Annotated in this window: 14 protein-coding genes; 7 read left to right on the top strand and 7 right to left on the bottom strand. The window is 48.9% G+C overall.

Annotated features, from left to right (window positions below):
- The first annotated feature begins 43 nt into the window (after window positions 1-43).
- Window positions 44-901, top strand: coding sequence for a 4,5-DOPA dioxygenase extradiol (gene ygiD, locus EJV45_RS15380; RefSeq protein ID WP_129716955.1), 858 nt, complete (start codon window positions 44-46; stop codon window positions 899-901).
- Here ygiD and EJV45_RS15375 read toward each other — a convergent pair.
- Both EJV45_RS15375 and EJV45_RS15370 read right to left on the bottom strand, forming a co-directional pair.
- Window positions 898-1,434 carry a YfiT family bacillithiol transferase gene (locus EJV45_RS15375; protein ID WP_129716953.1) on the bottom strand — a complete coding sequence of 179 codons (537 nt, stop codon included), beginning with the start codon at window positions 1,432-1,434 and terminating at the stop codon, window positions 898-900. The genes ygiD and EJV45_RS15375 overlap by 4 nt on opposite strands.
- A 1,420-nt stretch (window positions 1,435-2,854) precedes the next feature.
- A complete protein-coding gene (locus tag EJV45_RS15370; RefSeq protein WP_129716951.1) occupies window positions 2,855-4,255 on the bottom strand; it encodes an aldehyde dehydrogenase family protein in 1,401 nt (466 codons plus the stop codon).
- Between the two features lie 117 nt (window positions 4,256-4,372).
- On the opposite strand from EJV45_RS15370, the gene EJV45_RS15365 reads away from it, so the two are divergent.
- From EJV45_RS15365 to EJV45_RS15350, 4 genes are all read left to right on the top strand, one after another.
- Window positions 4,373-5,626: a hypothetical protein gene (locus EJV45_RS15365; RefSeq protein WP_129716949.1), complete on the top strand. Its 1,254-nt coding sequence runs from the start codon at window positions 4,373-4,375 to the stop codon at window positions 5,624-5,626.
- A 78-nt stretch (window positions 5,627-5,704) separates the two neighbouring features.
- Window positions 5,705-8,065 (top strand): prolyl oligopeptidase family serine peptidase, encoded by a 2,361-nt coding sequence (locus tag EJV45_RS15360; protein WP_129716947.1) that lies wholly within the window; start codon window positions 5,705-5,707, stop codon window positions 8,063-8,065.
- Between the two features lie 151 nt (window positions 8,066-8,216).
- Window positions 8,217-8,762 (top strand): peroxiredoxin, encoded by a 546-nt coding sequence (locus EJV45_RS15355; protein ID WP_129716945.1) that lies wholly within the window; start codon window positions 8,217-8,219, stop codon window positions 8,760-8,762.
- Between the two features lie 111 nt (window positions 8,763-8,873).
- Entirely contained in the window at window positions 8,874-9,458 is a 585-nt protein-coding gene (locus tag EJV45_RS15350; RefSeq protein WP_129716943.1) for a carboxymuconolactone decarboxylase family protein, read from the top strand.
- A 48-nt stretch (window positions 9,459-9,506) separates the two neighbouring features.
- Here the strand turns inward: EJV45_RS15350 and EJV45_RS15345 are convergent, their stop codons facing one another.
- The 3 genes from EJV45_RS15345 to EJV45_RS15335 all read right to left on the bottom strand — a co-directional run bounded on the left by EJV45_RS15345 (window position 9,507) and on the right by EJV45_RS15335 (window position 13,664).
- On the bottom strand, window positions 9,507-10,943 hold the full coding sequence (locus EJV45_RS15345; RefSeq protein WP_205942400.1) for a DEAD/DEAH box helicase: 1,437 nt from the start codon (window positions 10,941-10,943) through the stop codon (window positions 9,507-9,509).
- A gap of 98 nt (window positions 10,944-11,041) precedes the next feature.
- Window positions 11,042-11,779, bottom strand: coding sequence for a DUF4197 domain-containing protein (locus tag EJV45_RS15340; protein ID WP_129716941.1), 738 nt, complete (start codon window positions 11,777-11,779; stop codon window positions 11,042-11,044).
- Complete coding sequence (locus EJV45_RS15335; protein ID WP_129716939.1) at window positions 11,766-13,664, bottom strand: von Willebrand factor type A domain-containing protein; 1,899 nt, start codon at window positions 13,662-13,664, stop codon at window positions 11,766-11,768. Before EJV45_RS15335 ends, EJV45_RS15340 begins: the two co-directional genes overlap by 14 nt.
- 95 nt (window positions 13,665-13,759) lie before the next feature.
- On the opposite strand from EJV45_RS15335, the gene EJV45_RS15330 reads away from it, so the two are divergent.
- Window positions 13,760-14,335, top strand: coding sequence for an RNA polymerase sigma factor (locus EJV45_RS15330; protein WP_129716937.1), 576 nt, complete (start codon window positions 13,760-13,762; stop codon window positions 14,333-14,335).
- 19 nt (window positions 14,336-14,354) lie between these two features.
- The gene (locus EJV45_RS15325; RefSeq protein WP_129716934.1) at window positions 14,355-15,617 is read left to right on the top strand and encodes a carboxypeptidase-like regulatory domain-containing protein; all 1,263 of its coding nucleotides are present in this window, start codon (window positions 14,355-14,357) and stop codon (window positions 15,615-15,617) included.
- 90 nt (window positions 15,618-15,707) lie between these two features.
- Here the strand turns inward: EJV45_RS15325 and EJV45_RS15320 are convergent, their stop codons facing one another.
- Together EJV45_RS15320 and EJV45_RS15315 are read right to left on the bottom strand one after the other, a co-directional pair.
- The gene (locus EJV45_RS15320; protein WP_129716932.1) at window positions 15,708-16,718 is read right to left on the bottom strand and encodes an inorganic phosphate transporter; all 1,011 of its coding nucleotides are present in this window, start codon (window positions 16,716-16,718) and stop codon (window positions 15,708-15,710) included.
- A gap of 10 nt (window positions 16,719-16,728) precedes the next feature.
- Window positions 16,729-17,370, bottom strand: a complete 642-nt coding sequence (locus EJV45_RS15315; RefSeq protein WP_129716930.1) for a DUF47 domain-containing protein — start codon at window positions 17,368-17,370, stop codon at window positions 16,729-16,731.
- Window positions 17,371-17,457: the final 87 nt, after the last annotated feature.

Genomic DNA, 17,457 nt, shown 5'->3' with positions numbered 1-17,457 from the left:
CGGGCAGGATGCCTCGGCGCATCCTGTACCGGAACCATTATCCATGCACCGCATAACCGTGACAGGGCTTAGGCAATTCAGGCAATTCGTATCGGGACAACCGGAAACCGGTAAAATGCCGGTGCTTTTTATCGGGCATGGTTCGCCGATGAACGGTATTGAACCTAATGTATTCAGCCGGTCATGGAGCCAACAGGCGGCTGAGCTGCCTGTTCCGACTGCTGTGTTGGTTATTTCTGCGCATTGGTATACCCGCGGAACGCATATTACCACCATGGACATGCCGCCGACCATTCATGACTTTGGCGGTTTTCCGCAGGCGCTGTTCGACGTGCGGTACCCGGCTCCCGGAAATCCGCAGCTGGCGACAGAAACGCGCGCGCTGATTACAAAAACCGAGGTGGGCATGGATCATGACTGGGGCCTTGACCATGGCGCCTGGACTGTTGTCAGGCATCTGTATCCCGATGCTAACATCCCGGTGCTGCAACTTAGTATTGACTATACAAAACCAGCTGTGTGGCATTATGAGCTGGCAGCCGAAATAGCAGCGCTGCGTAGAAAGGGTGTCCTTGTTTTGGGCAGCGGCAACATGGTTCACAATCTGCGCATGTTAAGCTGGGAAATGATAAATGGCGGTGGGTATGACTGGGCGGTTGAGATCAATGAAACCTTCAAGCGCTTAATCTCAGACGGAGACCATAATGCCCTGATCAATTACAAACAGCTCGGTGAAGCGGCAAAACTCGCCATACCAACTCCAGAGCATTACCTTCCGCTAATCTACACCCTGGGCCTGAAGACTGCTGAAGAGCCGGTGTCTTTCTTTAACGATCAGGCGGTCGGCGGATCGCTCACCATGACGTCAGTGCGGATCGGCGCAGAAAAAGATCGGCATTAGCCCTGCTTCTTATCTATTGCCAGTGCGATGTGTGCAAGGTGGTGTCTTCCATGCCAGGCATAATTGCTAAGCATTTCTTTCAAAGTGAATTTGCGCTGACTTTCGGGGTGAAACAGCTCACGCTCAAATGTCTCCAGATGCAATGTATTCAGAAAAGCCACCCAACGGGCGTGAAGAGCCTGCAGCAGGGTAAGCGATATGGAGATATCGCCATGCCGTGCCTCCAGGGTTTCAGCCCATCGTGCTTCATTATATGGTCTTATCGTTGGGCAATTTTCTGTAACAGCAAGTTTGAACCGGGTATACGCATTGAGATGGCTATCGGGCAAATGATGAATGACTTGTCTGACAGTCCATCCGCCAGGCCGGTATGACGTTTCGAGTTCGTCTTCACTTAAGGCAGATGCGGCAGCAAACAACTGTCGGGGCAGCACTTCGATCTCCGCTATCCAATGTTTAATCTCCTGATCGCCTGCATTTTGATCAAACACATGAAGGCCAATCGGGTATTTGAGGGGGTCGGGATTTGTCATGGCTCAAGTTACATTGTTTTGCGGGGAAAATAGGCTGAATGAAATAAGACCTTCTGAAGAGTCTCAGAGCAGTATTTGCCTGAGTTTTCTGAATCAAGCCACCCTGTATTCTATGTATGTGGGTTTTACGCACAGGCGGTGGTTTTTGATGACGGTTTTGCCTGATTACTGCCATTGATAGGTGCGGACCGGCCATGTATCTTCTCGCCGCAGAAAGGTATCAAAAGTCTTGCACTGTTTTAAAGAGGTTGGGAAGGACCAAGGAGGGGAACTCATTGGGAATAAGGAGCAACGAATCATGAACCAAGACCATGCCCCTCAATGGCCGCTAGTTGAGCCACGAACCATGAATCATGAGTCAGGACCTGGGCGCCTAACCCCTCAATTTGCCAAGCCCCACCAACGTCCCCCCACGCCGTCATCCCCATCGGGTGTCATTCAGAGCGTAGCGAAGAATCTGATTTGTGATCCCGAGTCAGATCCTTTCCCGACTGCTTCGGGACAGGATCGCCCGCTTCGCTCTGTCTGCTAGCCGAACCAGGAACCATGAATCAGTGGGTTTTAAGTTATAGGTATTAAGTTGTAAGTCTGGGCGGCTAACCCCCTCACGAGACCAAAGAAAAAAGAACCAGGATGAAAGACCACGGCGCAAAACCCCTCAATGGGATTAAAGAGAAAAATGATCGAACCACAACTCAGGAATCATTGTTATCCGGGAAACGCGCAGAACAAAACTGGATCCTTTTGAACATTATCAAAGCATCATTTGCCTGAGTTTGCTAAATCAAGCCCCCCTGTATTCTATGTCTGTGGGTTTTACGTACAGGCAGTGGTTTTGATGAGGGTTTAGCCTGATTACTGCCACTGATAGGTGCGAACCGGCCTTGTATCTTCTCGCCGCAGAAAAGTATTAAAAGTCTTGCACTGTCTTAAGGAGGTTGGGAAGAACCAAGGAGGGGAACCAGCCCGGAACATAATGGTGCAGGGGTAATCCGGGCCTTTTCCCGCCGCCGTTGGACTTTTGATGCTTTTATGCAAGAAGAGATACACAGCCGGAGCGTTTTGCTTCTTTTTCGCCAAAAAGAAGGAGCCCCCGTGGCGGTGAGCGGTTCGATAGCCGCCGTCGGACTTTTGATACTTTTATGCAAGAAGAGATATACAGCCCTGACTTCATGCCAAACGCAGTGTAATGCGGAGGAATCTCCCTGGTGCTGGGCATTGCCGTCACCTTGATGAAAATACTTTATAACAAGCAAAGGTGAGATTCCTCACCGCACAATTCGCAGCAGAAACAATTTGGCTTGCGGTTTCGGAAGGAGCCCCGCGGCGGTGAGCGGTCCGATACCACAGCCTCACATCTTTTGGAAACCAAAGCACTATAGGCTTTCCCAAAACTTTCCCCGGACAACAGTGGCTCAGGTTACATGATTTTCCTGAGCCATTTCAACAGTCCCGATTTGCGGGTATAAGGGGGATAAGCAAGATGATTAAAATCAACAGCAGCCTGGTACATAACAGCGCGCTCATGAGAAAAAGCCCTGAAACCAAAAATCCCGTGGCTGCTTCCCATACCACTGAAACCAGCCCCTCCGAAAGGCAGCGCCGGGTTCGAAATATGAACTAGCACATCATTGATGCAGGCTCCGCCCGAACTGCAGCCGGCAAGGAGGTATTCGGTATCGCTCCTTTCGCGGCTAAAGATATAGAGGGCCAGCGGGGTCGGGCGGCCGTTGATGTCCCGGACCACTTCATCCAGGTCAGTGAAAGAAATAACGGGTAACAGCGGTCCGAAGATTTCTTCCTGCATCATGCGGCTGCCGCCAGATACATTCTGCAGCAAGGCCGGAAAGAACGTCATTGACCCTGCATGGCTTTCGCCGCCCCATGCCAGGGTAGCGCCCTTCTCGAGGGCATCATCTAAGAGTTCCTGTTGGCGGTCGAAATGTTTCCGGCTGATCATTTTTGGGTAACTGCCGGCGTTTATGCGGGTTTCATCAAGAAAAAACATTGCTTTCGCCGCTTTTTTATAATGCTCAATGAATGAGTTGACGAGTGATTCATGCACATAGACGTGATCGGGTGCAATGCAGGTCTGACCGCTGTTGATCAGTTTTCCCCATGCTATTTTTTTCGCCGCCCGTTTTACCTCCGCAGAGCGGGACACAATACATGGTGATTTTCCGCCCAGCTCAAGCGTTACCGTTGCCAGGTGTTTTGAGGCTGCCGCCATGACCTTCCTTCCAACGTCTGTACTGCCGGTAAAAAAGATATGGTCAAAGGGCAATTCCAGCAAGGCTTTCGCTACCTCTGCGTCACCCTCTACGCACCATACCTCGTCCTGGCTGAATGTGGTATTAATCAGTTCGCGAAGCACGCCGCTCGTAAAACTGCTCAGTTCTGAGGGTTTCATGATGACCGTGTTGCCCGCGGCGATTGCCGATACCAGCGGGCCGGCAGCAAGCTGAAAAGGGTAGTTCCATGGAGAGAGCAACAGGACAGTGCCTTTTGCTTCATACCTGATATAACTTTTTGCAAGCACGTTTGCCGCCGTGCCTGCGGTCTTTTGCGGCTCTGCCCAGGTCTCCAGGTTCTTCAGCGCGTGGTCTATCTCTGCGTAAACAAAATAGATTTCAGTTAGCGCCGCTTCAAAGCGGCTTTTACGCAAATCCGCCTGCAGCGCTTCGAAAAGAAGTTCTTCCCTGATATGTATCGCTCCACGAAGCTTTTTCAACATATCAAGCCGGTCGGAAACGGTACGGGCTTTCATGGTTTTCCTGTGCAGTTGCTGCTTTTCAAAAACCTGTTTGATCTGTTCAGACATGCTGGTGCTGAGCTGGTTCGTTAAATTTCGTTAAATCATTTGCCATCTTGCATGGGTTATATCCGTATATACGGATATTTGTCGCTTATGGGTGTTCGGCAACGTTAATCATACAACATGAAGAGACTATTGTTTTTTATAGCTGCGCTATGTTTCACAGGCATAGCGGATACAGTTTCGGCGCAGGAGAAAGCAGCAGATACAAAAAATAAGAAAGCAGCAAAAAAGTTGCCGGAGCCGAAAAGGCCGCCCGGTGTTCTTGTTATCGGTAACGGAAATGCCGCATGGGCGGCAGGTCTTCAGGCGGCAAAATCGGGTGTCCTAAGCACCATCCTGCTTCAGCAGGAAGACTTCCAGCTATCTCCGGTGAGCGAAAGTCTGCAAAGCGGAATTCTGGCTGAACTGACCGCGCTTCTGAGCAAGGCCAGACCGGGCGCCGACTTGAAGAATGTATACACAGAGCCGGCGGTCGCGGGAGCCGTATTAAAGAAATGGGCAGACAGCATCAAAGATCTCACCGTGCTCAGAGATGTAAAGGCATTAAAAATAGAGCGTGCAGGCAGAGGCTGGTCTGTAAAAACAAGCGACGGAAAAACGCTTAAGGCCCGGGTTCTCGTTCTCGCCGGCGCTGCAGACATGAGCCAGGTAAAAGGCTTCAGCAATATGACGCCGCAGGCGCTTGCATTTGGTTATGAAGACAACAGATATCGAACGTCTGCTGGAGCCGGAGCGGCCGGGAATACATTCTATCCGCTTTACAATCTGTATCAGGAGAGTCAGGAAAATCTGGTGTTTGCCAATGCACCGGGTGCTGGTTTCGTGTTGGGGCAGGCTGCGGGAGCGGTGGCTGCCTACGCGGCATTTTTCGATCTCAAAACAAGTCAGTCTGATCTCAAAAAAATTCAGGGTGAATTGATGGCCTTCAAGCTGGCGTTGGTTCCATTCGCAGATATTGCGGCATCAGATCCCAACTGGCGTGCCATTCAGCAGATTGGTTTACCCGGCATTGTTAAAGGCATTAAAAATGGTCCGGCCCTGGAGTTTCAGCCCGATCGGGAAATTACGTATCAGGAGATCAGGCAACCCATGAAGGACTTTTATTACAAAGCGCAGATTTGGTTCGATGACTTCCCCGAAGGGCCTATGACCATTGAAAAGGTAATTAACATGGCTTCGTATGTGGGAAATAAATCGCCCCAAACCGCAAGGGCGGAGGCCGAAAAAAGGTGGAGCAGTGTTTACCGTTTTCCCGGTAAATTTGATGCAGAAAAGATAGCCACCCGCCGTGAATTTGCCGTACTGCTTTATGACTTCCTTACACCAAAACCCTTCGACGTGCGGGTAGATAAAAACGGGAACGTTCTGCGATAAGCGTAACATTTTGATCAGAATCTGAGCGGACATGTCATTACGTTTTCGTTTGCCTATTTTAGCAGGCAAATGAACGTTATGAAGCATATTTTTAGCTTACTCCTTGTTGCCGGCAGCATGACGCTGCACGCACAGCAACAGCCGGCACTTACTGTCGAGAAGATCATGCAGGATCCGAAATGGATGGGCGTGGCCCCGGCCGGATACCGTTGGTCTCAGGATAGCAAAACCCTGTTTTTCGACTGGAACCCTGAGCAGAAGCCAAAAGCCGAATTATTCAAAACAACAGTTTCAGGCTTAAAAGCCGTTCGTGCCGCAGAGAAGGAAGACGAGAAATCGATCGGTTCGTCATACGTTTACAACACGACCAGGTCACTTGGCATTACCGAAAAAGGCGGCGACCTTTATCTCTTTGATTTCAAGTCAGGAAAAGAATCGCAGCTAACCCGTACCAATGAACGCGAGGAAAATGCCTCATTTCTTACTGACGGCCGGATTGCCTTTCAGCGTGGCGCAAACTACTACAGTATGAGCCTGCAGGGAGGAGAGTTGAGGCAGCTAAGTAACTTCATTGCCGGACACGGTCCGGGAAAAAGTTCTGCAAAAGCAGTTAACGAACAGGAAGAGTGGCTCAGGCAGGATCAGAAGGCGCTCTTTGAGGTGCTTAAAGATAAAAAAGAACAGCAAACACGTTCGCGCCGCGGCACTCAGTCAGCAAGCAAGCCGCTTAAAGATATTTATACCGGAGACCGCGCCATCAGCGGATTGTCCATCAGTCCTTCAGGCAAGTATATAGCCTACCGGCTGATGCAGCCAGCTGCAGGGAACAAACCGACCATTGTACCGAATTATGTCACTGCGAGCGGATTTACAGAGCCCATTCCGGGGCGAACGAAGGTTGGAGAACGCCAGGCAGGGTATGAAAATTTTGTGTACGACACAGATCGTAATACGGTTTATCAGATCAAAACCAGCACCATTCCGGGCATTAAAGACCTGCCCGATTACCTGAAGGACTATCCGAAAGAGGCCGCCAACAAAAAGAAGGAAAACAAAGACCGTGAGGTGTTTTGCACCGGTCCGTACTGGAATGCTGACGGTAGCCGTGCTGTTGTGATTGCTTACTCTGCAGATAATAAAGACCGGTGGATCCTGAAACTGGATGCTGCTACCGGGAACCTGAGTTTAGTTGACCGTCAGCGGGATGAGGCGTGGATCGGTGGGCCCGGCATTGGTGCATTCGGCGTCAATACAGGGTGGATTGATTCAGACCGCTTCTGGTTCCAAAGCGAGAAGACCGGATTTTCACATTTGTATGTTGCAAACCTGTCAAGCGGAAAAACCAGCCAGCTTACCAATGGAAACTGGGAGGTGCAGTCTGTTCTGCTTTCTAAAGACAAGCAGACATTTTATTTCAAGGCTAACATGGAACATCCGGGCATTACTCATTTTTACAGCATGCCTGCAGCGGGCGGAAAGCCGGTGAAAATTACTTCGATGAAGGGGGCGAATGAAGTGACCCTTTCTCCTGATGAAAAATGGCTTGCCATCAACTATTCATATATGAACAAGCCCTGGGAGCTGTATGTGCAGCCTAATAAGGCCGGGGCTAAAGCCGTTCAGGTTACGAAATCGACAACTGCAGCGTTTGACGCTTACCCATGGCGAGAGCCTGACATGGTAAGTTTCAGGAACCGTCATGGCGCAACGGTTTATGCCCGGGTTTACCCTGCCAAGAATCCCCATCCAAATAAGCCGGCGGTTGTATTTGTTCATGGCGCCGGGTACCTGCAGAATGTGCATTTCTGGTGGAGCCAGTATTTTCGTGAATATATGTTCCATAATTTCCTGGCCGACCAGGGTTACACAGTACTTGATGTTGATTATACCGGCAGTTCGGGCTATGGCCGTGATCACCGGACCGGTATCTACCGTCATATGGGCGGGAAAGACCTGAGTGACCATGTGGACGGCGTAAAAATGCTGGTAGAGAAATATCAGGTAAACCCAAAAAATGTCGGCATTTATGGCGGCTCATATGGCGGATTTATGACCCTGATGGCCCTTTTTAATGCATCGGAAACATTTACAAGTGGAGCAGCATTGCGTTCAGTAACAGACTGGGCGCATTACAATCATGGCTACACGTCAAATATCTTAAACGAACCGGCCACTGATCCGATCGCGTACAAACGAAGTTCTCCTATTTATTTTGCAGATAAATTAAAGGGGAATCTGCTGATGTGCCATGGTATGGTTGATGTTAACGTGCATTTTCAGGATATCGTGAGACTTTCTCAACGGTTTATTGAACTTGGCAAAAATAACTGGGAGCTGGCAGTTTACCCCGTAGAAGACCACGGCTTTACAGAACCGTCAAGCTGGACAGACGAATACAAAAGAATTTATAAGCTGTTCGAAACTACATTAAAAAAATAAATAGACAACTACAATTTAAATATTCGTGCGCTATAGATTCCGTCTATATGCTCATTGAAAAAGACGATGGGAGAGAAGTGTATATGCCTTGCTTCTGACTACAGATAGCCTTACCTTTGCAGTGTAGAAATTAAAATAAAAATATACGATTATGATAAATGTAGGTCAGAAATTTCCTGAGTTCTCAAAAACAGCTGTTGTGAGCCTGGAAAAAGGTAAAGAATTTGAAACCATCTCTTCAGATTCGCTCGTAAACGAGGATAACCAATGGACAACGATCTTCTGGTGGCCAAAGGATTTCACCTTTGTTTGCCCGACTGAAATTGCTGAGTTCAACAAAAATTATGGCGAGTTTCGCGACAGAAACACAACACTGATCGGTGCTTCTACCGACTCTGAATTTGTTCACCTTGCCTGGAGAAATGATCATGACGACCTGCGCGGACTTAAATTCCCGATGCTGGCCGATACCTCAAAATCTTTGGCAGAGGCGCTTGACATCCTGGAGCCAAACGAGAAAATCGCTTACCGCGCAACTTTCATCATTGACCCTCAGGGTATTGTACGCTGGGCAAGCGTGAACGACCTGAACGTGGGCCGTAACGTAAAAGAAGTATTGCGTGTTCTCGACGCTTTGCAAACTGATGAACTTTGTCCTTGTAACTGGGAAAAAGGTCAGGAAACGCTGACAGCATAAACATTTTAACAGCCGGTTGAGTTATACGGGCAGGTGCAGCGAAGCATTTTTCGAAACGCACAGGCTACAAATAAGTTAACCGGCTTTTTTATACCCAAAACTTTATATATCATGAGTGAAATAACCGAATCTATAGAAGAAGTATTGTCGATATTCGGACTGGACAATACGTATCGTAACGACAGCCTCACACTGCTTGAAAAAGGCAATGCGCGTTATGTCCGCGATCTGAAACTGAACTTCAACAGCACACTCACTTCAAATCACCTTTCTGAAAAAGAATGTGCACTTGTTGGTTTGAGTATCGCCGTAAACAATGGCAACAAGATCCTGACAGACTTTTATACTAACCTGGCTACAGAGAAAGAAGCCACTGCAGAAGAAATTGCTGAAGCAGTTGGCTGCGCTTCGCTGCTGGCATTGAATAATGTTTTTTACCGCTTCCGTCACTTCACCGGCAAGGAGAAGTACACACAAATTCCTGCCCGCATCCGTATGCAGCTTATGAGCAGCCCGGTTACCGGCAAAGAATTTTTTGAGCTGATGAGCCTGGCCGTATCTGCGGTTAATGGCTGCGAAATGTGTGTAAATGCGCACGAGAAATCGCTCCTGCACCTTGGCGCAACCGAAGAACGTGTATTTGATGCGGTACGCATTGCATCGATCGTTACGGCAACTGGGAAAGTGGTTTACTAGATATAGATCATAGCGCATGAACCACTAACCGTGGTCCATGCGCTGTGGTTATCCTTCTGCCGGAGCGGGTGTGGCTGCGGCGCCATCGCCGCTTGCCGGTCCTTTTTTACGACGCCAGAATTTTTTCTTTTTTGCTTTTGCTTTCTCCTCTGCAGCAGGTGCTGCCGAAGGCGTATCTGTATTTCCGGAATCACCTGTTGCGGCTATCGGCGGCGGCGTAGCCTGATCAGATGTTTGCTCAGCTTTTGCCGGTCGGTCGGCTGGTTTACGGTTGTTTCCGGGCTTGCGGCCACGATCCCTGGCGCCACGATCATTGCGGCCGCGCCGGACGGGTGCAGGTTCCTCTTCGGCCCCTAAACTGGCAATATCTTCAGGCAGGGGCACGATTTCTATTTCACGCTCGATCAGTTTTTCAATGTTGCTGAATTTCCGCTTATCTCTGGTGTTAACGAGCGTAATGGCTGTTCCCGTTGTTGCGGCGCGGGCGGTCCGGCCAATACGATGTACGTAATCTTCAGGATCGTGCGGCACGTCAAAGTTTACAACAAGATCAATGCCTGTTACATCGATCCCACGCGATAAAACATCGGTGCCGATCAGCATAGACAGCTTTTTGTTCTTGAAATCAAGCAGCAGCGCTTCGCGTTCTTTTTGATCGAGGTCTGAATGAAAGGCCTGTACTTTCATGCCCTGAGCGCGTAAGGACTTATTCAGCGTTTTGACCTTTTCCTTCGTAGAAGCGAAAATAATAATGCTCTTAAAATCCCCTTTTTTCAGAATTCCCGACAACAGTTTTACTTTCTGATGGTCCTGAACCTTATAAGCCTGCTGCAGAATGCCTTCTGCCGGTTTAGAGATGGCGATGTTCACCTGCTGCGGATTGTTCAGGATACCCGAAGCCAGCTTACGGATCTTTGGCGGCATGGTTGCCGAAAACAGCAATGTTTGTCTTTCCTTTGGCAGGAAACCAACAATCCGCATAATGTCTTCATAAAAGCCCATGTCAAGCATCCTGTCTGCCTCATCGAGGATCAGGTGACGGCATTTGCTGAGGTTGAGCGTGCCCGAAGCCAGGTGAGAAATCAGTCGTCCCGGTGTAGCAATAATGATGTCGACCCCCTCGCGCATAGAGCGTTTTTGCTGATCGTAGGCTACGCCGTCTCCTCCGCCGTAAACGGTCAGGGAACTGATATTTGTAAAATAAGCGAGGGCTTCTACCTGTATGTCGATTTGTTGCGCAAGTTCGCGCGTAGGCGATAAGATCAATGTATTGTTGTGCCTTTCGTTCTCTCTGCTCACAGCGTCCATGATCGGTAACAGGTAAGACGCAGTTTTTCCTGTGCCGGTTTGAGCGCAGGCAACAAGATCTGCGCCTTGCTGTATGATCGGGATAGCTTGCTCTTGTATCGGGGTGGCACTCTTATACCCCATGGCCATCAATCCCTCTAAAAGGTCGGGATTGAAATTAAAATCTTTGAAATCCAAATGTTTAAACTTTCTGTTAGGGGTAAAAATAGCCTTAATTGCCTGCAATTGCAAGCTATGCAGATAGTTTTACCCCCTGCACACAAACGTCTTTCAACTTAACGTTTGTTGCGGTCGGCATAGCCGAAAACTTTTTGCAGCAAGCCGGTACTGCGCGCAGAAATGTTGTTCCTGATCTTGAGCTCCTCTTTTGCAACCTCGATGAAAAGGCCGTCTATTGCTTTTTGTGTCACATACGCAGTCAGGTCGGTTGTTACGGGTTTGACCAGAGGAATTTTGTTGTAACGGCTGGCCAGGTCGGTCCAGTAGCGGGTGGCGCCAACCTTACTAAGCGACGATTGAACAACGGGACTGAATTTGTCAGTTAGTTGCGCCGTCGTTACCCTTTTAAAATAATTGGTAGCTGCATCGTTTTGCCCAAGCAGGATATTGGTAGCGTCGGTTAATGTCATTTGCCTGATTGCCGAAACGAATATGGGCTTTGCTTCTCGTGCGGCATCTTCTGCAGCACGGTTCAGGCTGGTGATCACATTGTCGCAGAGCGCATTTAACCCAAGACTGCGCAACGTGCTCTCTACCTTCTGCGCTTCCGGAGGCATTAAGATCTTGACAGCAAGGTTGCCAAGAAAGCCATCTTTTACCGACAGCCGGTCAGAGCCATTTCCCACGCCAATTTCGAGGGCTTGTTTTAGCCCCTGTCCGATCTCGGCAGTTGTAGGGTTGCCATATTGCGAAACCTGGTTAATGATTCCGCCAATGCGTTGCTGGCTTTGCACATCACAGCCGTTCAAAAAAGGAAGGGCTAAAAGGGGGAGCAGCGTACTAATTTTCTTCATCCGGCATGTGTTTTTGCCGGGAGGTCAGCAAATCTTTTGCCATAATGCTTGCAGAGCCGGCCATTCTGATAAACTCTGCCCGGTAGCCCTCAGCATCAACCCCGCGATTTAATTTTGCGCGCTCGATGAGCCGGCCGAAGTCTGACTGCTGTTTAAATTCAGAGTTTTTCAGCAACATGCCGAACTCTGCTACCGCAGAGGCGAACTGGAAGGCCTCTGATGGTTTTGCCTTTAGATCGCTTCGCAGCAAAATTTTAGAGAGCAACATACTTTTTGCGCTTTGCGGATGTTTATAACGTATTTTTACCGTTAGCATCTCGGTCGGATTGCCAAATATGGCCTTTGGCTTTTCGTTCTGCTGATACTTAAGGGGGTCAATGTTTACCGAAAAATCGCTCTTCACACCTGTGGGGATGACCTCGTATAAAGCGGTAACCGTGTGACCTGAACCCATATCGCCTGCATCTTTTTTGTCATTATTAAAATCTTCATCGGCAAGCAGCCGGTTTTCGTAGCCAACGAGCCGGTAGGCCTGGACAGCCGCCGGGTTAAACTCGATCTGCAGTTTGACGTCTTTGGCTACTGTAAATAAGGTTCCGCCAAACTCGTTAACGAGGACTTTTTTTGCCTCCTGGATATTGTCAATATAGGCGTAGTTCCCATTGCCGCGATCGGCGAGCGTTTCCATTTTGCTGTCTTTGTAATTTCCCATTCCATATCCCAGCACGGTCAGAAAAATGCCGCTTCCCCGTTTGCTTTCAATCAGTTTTTTCATTGCTTCATCGCTTCGTGGGCCGACATTAAAATCGCCGTCTGTCGCGAGGATCACGCGGTTATTCCCGCCTTTAATAAAGTTTTCGGATGCCGTGCGGTAAGCAAGGTCAAGGCCTGCCCCTCCTGCGGTGGAGCCCCCTGCCTGCAACCGGTTCAGGGCTGCAGCAATTTCAGCTTTTTTGTCTCCTGCGGTTGCGGGCAGCACAAGGCCCGAATTGCCGGCATAAACAACGATTGACACCTTATCTTTTGACCTGAGCTGCTCAGTAAGCATTTTGAATGATGAGATCAGCAAGGGTAATTTGTTCTGATCGGCCATTGACCCCGATACATCGATCAGAAAGACCAGGTTTGAAGCCGGCAACATCCGTGTATCTATGCGTTTTGCCTGGAGCGCGATCTTAACCAGGTGATGTTGTTTGTTCCATGGTGCAGCTGAAGCTTCGGTAAGAATATTGACGGGGTCGGCATTACCCGGATCGGGATAATTGTAATCAAAGTAGTTGATCATTTCTTCGATACGTACTGCATCGGCTGGCGGGAGGGCACCGCCATTGAGAAAGCGGCGCACATTGCTGTATGATGCAGCATCGACATCGACCGAAAATGTTGAAAGCGGGTCTTTATCAGTACGTTTGAAGCCGTTCTCCGCTACGGAGGCATATGATTCAGTGTTTTGCACAGGGTTGGGTGCATAGGGCCGGTTAACGCTGAGGCCCGACGTTGTGCCCCGCAGCCTGATAGCTGCTGATGCCGCGCCAACATAACCCTGTTTTTCTTCCCGGCTGCCTTGAATCACGATCTCTGAGAGCGCTGTTCCAGCCGCTTCCATTTTTATTGAAAGCGTCGTTTTGTTTTTTACCGGTAATGAAACTGTCCGGAATCCGAGCGCGGTAAAGCTGATGCTGGAATCTTTGTCCTGTACAGGAATGCTGTACCTGCCGTCTTTATCTGAGACGGTCTTGTTACCGGAAGGGTAAACGACAATCCGGACGTTTGGCAGCGGTGCACCCGAGACCTCTGTCACGGTGCCGGTCAGTTTCTTTGACTGGGGGCTGAAAAAAATAACCAATGCAATAAGTGGCGAAAGGAATGCGAACAAAGTTTTCATATGCTTGTTTTTTGGGATGATGTTATTTTTCCGGGCATTCCACACGCTCCCGGAAAATAATTTTTATACTTGTTAAAAATCGAAGCCGCTACGTTTTGAAATTCATCAGGAACCAGGATAACAGGAAACGGGAAGATGCCGAGCTCGTTGCTGAGTACAAGCGCAGTGGCGACCTGGAGGTTCTGGGCACACTTTACGGGCGGTATATGCACCTGGTATACGGTGTTTGTTTCAACTATCTTAAAGATGAAGACAAGAGTAAAGATGCAGTCATGCAGATCTTTGAAGAGCTGGTAAAAAAGCTCAGAATACATGAAGTGCAGAATTTTAAAAGCTGGCTTCATGTACTTACCCGTAATCACTGTCTTATGGCCATTCGTGCAGCCGGGCGGCAGAACACGGTGTCGATAGAGGAAACTTTTGTGGAAAATACCGAAATTGTGCATCTGGATATAGACAGCACACGGGAGGAGAAACTGAGTGTAATGGAAAAATGTATGCAAACCCTGCCGGAAGAACAGCGCATAAGCGTTGATCTGTTTTATCTGCAGGAGAAGTGTTACAAAGAGGTTTCTGATCTGACAGGCTATGAAATGTCTAAAGTGAAAAGTTACATACAGAATGGTAAACGAAACCTGAAGATTTGCATAGAAAGGAACAGCGGTGAATAAGGATTGGTTAGACATAGATATGCTGGAAGATTACCTTGATGGTAAGCTTAATGCCCGCGATATGCACTTTGTTGAGCGCGCCGTGCTGGACGATCCTTTTGTTGCCGAAGCGCTCGAAGGTTTGAGCAAGTCGCCCCGCCGCGTTAATAATCTGTCGCTGCTGCAGAAACAGCTGCACGAACGGACTGCTCAGAATGAGGTCAAAAAACGCGTCTGGAGCCTGACCTGGCAGCGGCTTAGTATCGCGGCCACGGCTGCGGTTCTTTTTGTAGCTGCCGGCATTATTTTCTGGATGAAAGAAGACAACCGCCAGCGCGGCCTTGCTTCGAACCGGAAGACGGTTGACGTGGTCCTTGATACCGTAAAATCGGGCACGAGGACAGCCGCCAAAACGCCCTATATTGAAGATTCGATGGTGAATGTGGCTATTGCAGAAGCAAAGAAACAGGCATTAGCTAAAAATAAAACGCCCGGTCGTCTTGATCCGCAGCCGGTTAAAGGCGGTGCCGTTCCTCCCGCTGAAGAAAAACATGTTGTTCCGCCAGCGGCGCGGTCAGAGCAACGAACGCTCAGTATTGCGTCTGCACCTGAGGCTTTTGCCGCCCGTCGCGCTGAGGTTTCTTCAAATTATATTGCCGGCAAGGTGGTCTCTGAGCAGGGGGCGCCCGTAGAAGGGGTTACCATCCGCATTCCGGGTAGCCAGAAGTTTGTCATGACAGACAGGGATGGTAATTTCAGTCTTCCTGCTGTAAAAGCAGAAAAAATAACCGCTGCATCTGTAGGTTATACAGCAGCAAACATGGTTGCCACACCAAGAAAGCCGGTGCGTATTACGCTCAAGGAAACAAAGAATACGCTTAATGATATCGTTGTTGCGCACAATGGAAATGGTCAGCAGCAAAATCTGGGCAGTACCACAGTGCTGGCAGACTCTGCCACAATGGCCATGCGTTCGGCTGCCGCCGGAAAGGTAGCCGCGGGCCGTATGTATATCCGGGGCAAGGCGGCAGCAGCTCTGGCTGTTCCTGCCGGTGGCTGGGAAGCATATAATCAATACCTGCAGAGCAACAGCAAATTTGCGCAGGCAAAGGCCGCTAATAAACTCGTATCGGTTACATTCACTGTGGATAAAGACGGCCGGGCCGGAGCTTTTAAAGTGCTGCTGGGAGATGAAGATACAGACGGCGCTTACATCAATGAGCTGATCAGGCTGGTGCGGTCAGGGCCCCCCTGGGAACATCATAATGCGGCAACTAGCGGAAAGGTAACAATGGTTTTCTAGACCGGCGAGTTTCACATGAAACCTTTTTCATACAAAAAGCCCGGAAGATGTTTTAGGTCTCCCGGGCTTTTTTTATTGGATACGTTAAAACTAAAATACAAAATGTATCAAAGCATATAACGCTGCGGCCAGTGTTGCTGAAACGGGAATGGTCAATACCCAGGCCCAAACCAGGTTGATGGTTACACCCCAGCGTACGGCTGAAATGCTTTTAACCAGGCCTACGCCGATAATTGAACCGGTAATGGTATGCGTGGTCGAAACCGGAATGCCAAAGTGTTCAGTTACACCCAGCGTGATTGCGCCGGCACCTTCTGCCGCCACACCCTCAAGCGGTGTAACTTTGGTAATCTTGCTGCCCATAGTTTTAACAATTTTCCAGCCACCGCTCATGGTTCCCAGCGAGATAGCCGAATAACAGGCCAGCGGAATCCATTCGGGCATGGCAGCGCCTGAAGGGATTACACTTGCGGCTACCATAGAAACATAGATAATTCCCATAACCTTCTGCGCATCGTTGCCGCCGTGGGCGAAACTAAGCGCGGCAGAAGACAGAAGCTGCAGTGTTTTAAACCAGCGTTCTGCCGTCGCAGGGCGGGCCTTGCGGCAGATATTTATAATAATCAGTGTAAGGATAACAGAGAACACCATACCAATGACCGGCGCAAGTACGATAAAGGACACAATCTTGATCACGTAGCCGATGTTGATGGCGTCGGTCACACCGGCGCCCATATTCAGGGCATGGGTAATACCGGCTCCGGCGAAGCCGCCGATCAGCGTATGTGAAGAACTTGAAGGAATGCCGTGCCACCAGGTAAAAAGGTTCCAGGCAATTGCGGCGATGAGCCCTGCAAGGATAACCTCGAGCGTAATGAAGTTTTCTGTTACTGTTTTGGCGACAGTATTTGCAACCTTATGGTCTGTGAAATAAAAATAGGCGGCGAAGTTGAAAAGGGCTGCCCAAAGAACAGCCTGAAAGGGACTCAGTACTTTGGTAGATACAATGGTGGCAATGGAATTCGCCGCATCGTGGAAGCCGTTGATGTAATCGAAGGCAATCGCCATAATGATTACTACAACGAGTAAAGTCGTTACCATGCTGTAGATTTTATGCGTTTTTTACAAGGATAGATTCCAGTACATTTGCAGCGTCTTCACACTTATCTGTAGCGGTCTCGATCATTTGTAATACCTCTTTTTGTTTGATCAGTTCGATAGCGTTCGTTTCGTATTCAAACAACCGCGCTACCGCCATTGTAAAGACATAGTCGGCCTGATTTTCGCCGCTATTGATACGTACACAGGCATCTGCAATAACACGGATGTTTTTGAAGCTGCGAAGTTCTTTGATCGCCTTGTCGATATCCTGACACATCTCAACGAGGATCTCGGCAATCTTGATGATCGGATCGCTGATCTCATCCATCTTATACATATCAAGACGGCTTGAAGTACCATAAATATAATCGGCAATATCGTCAACCGCAGATGCAAGGGCATGAATATCTTCCCTGTCGAACGGCGTAATGAAGTTCTTGCTTAACTCCAGGAAGATAGAATGGGTAATATCGTCGCCGACATGCTCCAGCCGCTCAATCTCTTTATAGATCTCTTTTCTCTTCACCAGATCACTTGTGCTTACCGCGGCAAGCAGCGCCTCTGAAATTTTTAGTACGTTGCTTCCTGCCTGTTCGAAAAGGGGATGGAATTTTTTGTCTTGTGGCGTAAAGAACTTAAAAATGTTACTCATACTTCTTCTAAAATATAGTGCAAAGCTATGTTCGCAATGTTAAGTTAGTGTTAACTGTTAACGATTAATTTCCTGAGGCCGTTTTCC

The sequence above is a fragment of the Pedobacter sp. SYP-B3415 genome (genome assembly GCF_004138205.1).
Taxonomy (GTDB): Bacteria; Bacteroidota; Bacteroidia; order Sphingobacteriales; family Sphingobacteriaceae; genus Pedobacter.
Note: the sequence above shows the minus strand (reverse complement) of the source record. Positions and strands in the feature narration are given on the sequence as shown.

Bases quoted from the DNA above. Each gene is read 5' to 3' on its own strand.
- EJV45_RS15365 (WP_129716949.1), top strand. From the start codon at position 4,373: ATGAAGAGACTATTGTTTTTTATAGCTGCGCTATGTTTCACAGGCATA.
- EJV45_RS15360 (WP_129716947.1), top strand. From the start codon at position 5,705: ATGAAGCATATTTTTAGCTTACTCCTTGTTGCCGGCAGCATGACGCTG.
- EJV45_RS15320 (WP_129716932.1), bottom strand. From the start codon at position 16,718: ATGGTAACGACTTTACTCGTTGTAGTAATCATTATGGCGATTGCCTTC.
- EJV45_RS15350 (WP_129716943.1), top strand. From the start codon at position 8,874: ATGAGTGAAATAACCGAATCTATAGAAGAAGTATTGTCGATATTCGGA.
- EJV45_RS15325 (WP_129716934.1), top strand. From the start codon at position 14,355: ATGCTGGAAGATTACCTTGATGGTAAGCTTAATGCCCGCGATATGCAC.
- EJV45_RS15355 (WP_129716945.1), top strand. From the start codon at position 8,217: ATGATAAATGTAGGTCAGAAATTTCCTGAGTTCTCAAAAACAGCTGTT.
- EJV45_RS15375 (WP_129716953.1), bottom strand. From the start codon at position 1,434: ATGACAAATCCCGACCCCCTCAAATACCCGATTGGCCTTCATGTGTTT.
- EJV45_RS15315 (WP_129716930.1), bottom strand. From the start codon at position 17,370: ATGAGTAACATTTTTAAGTTCTTTACGCCACAAGACAAAAAATTCCAT.
- EJV45_RS15335 (WP_129716939.1), bottom strand. From the start codon at position 13,664: ATGAAAACTTTGTTCGCATTCCTTTCGCCACTTATTGCATTGGTTATT.
- EJV45_RS15340 (WP_129716941.1), bottom strand. From the start codon at position 11,779: ATGAAGAAAATTAGTACGCTGCTCCCCCTTTTAGCCCTTCCTTTTTTG.
- ygiD (WP_129716955.1), top strand. From the start codon at position 44: ATGCACCGCATAACCGTGACAGGGCTTAGGCAATTCAGGCAATTCGTA.
- EJV45_RS15370 (WP_129716951.1), bottom strand. From the start codon at position 4,255: ATGTCTGAACAGATCAAACAGGTTTTTGAAAAGCAGCAACTGCACAGG.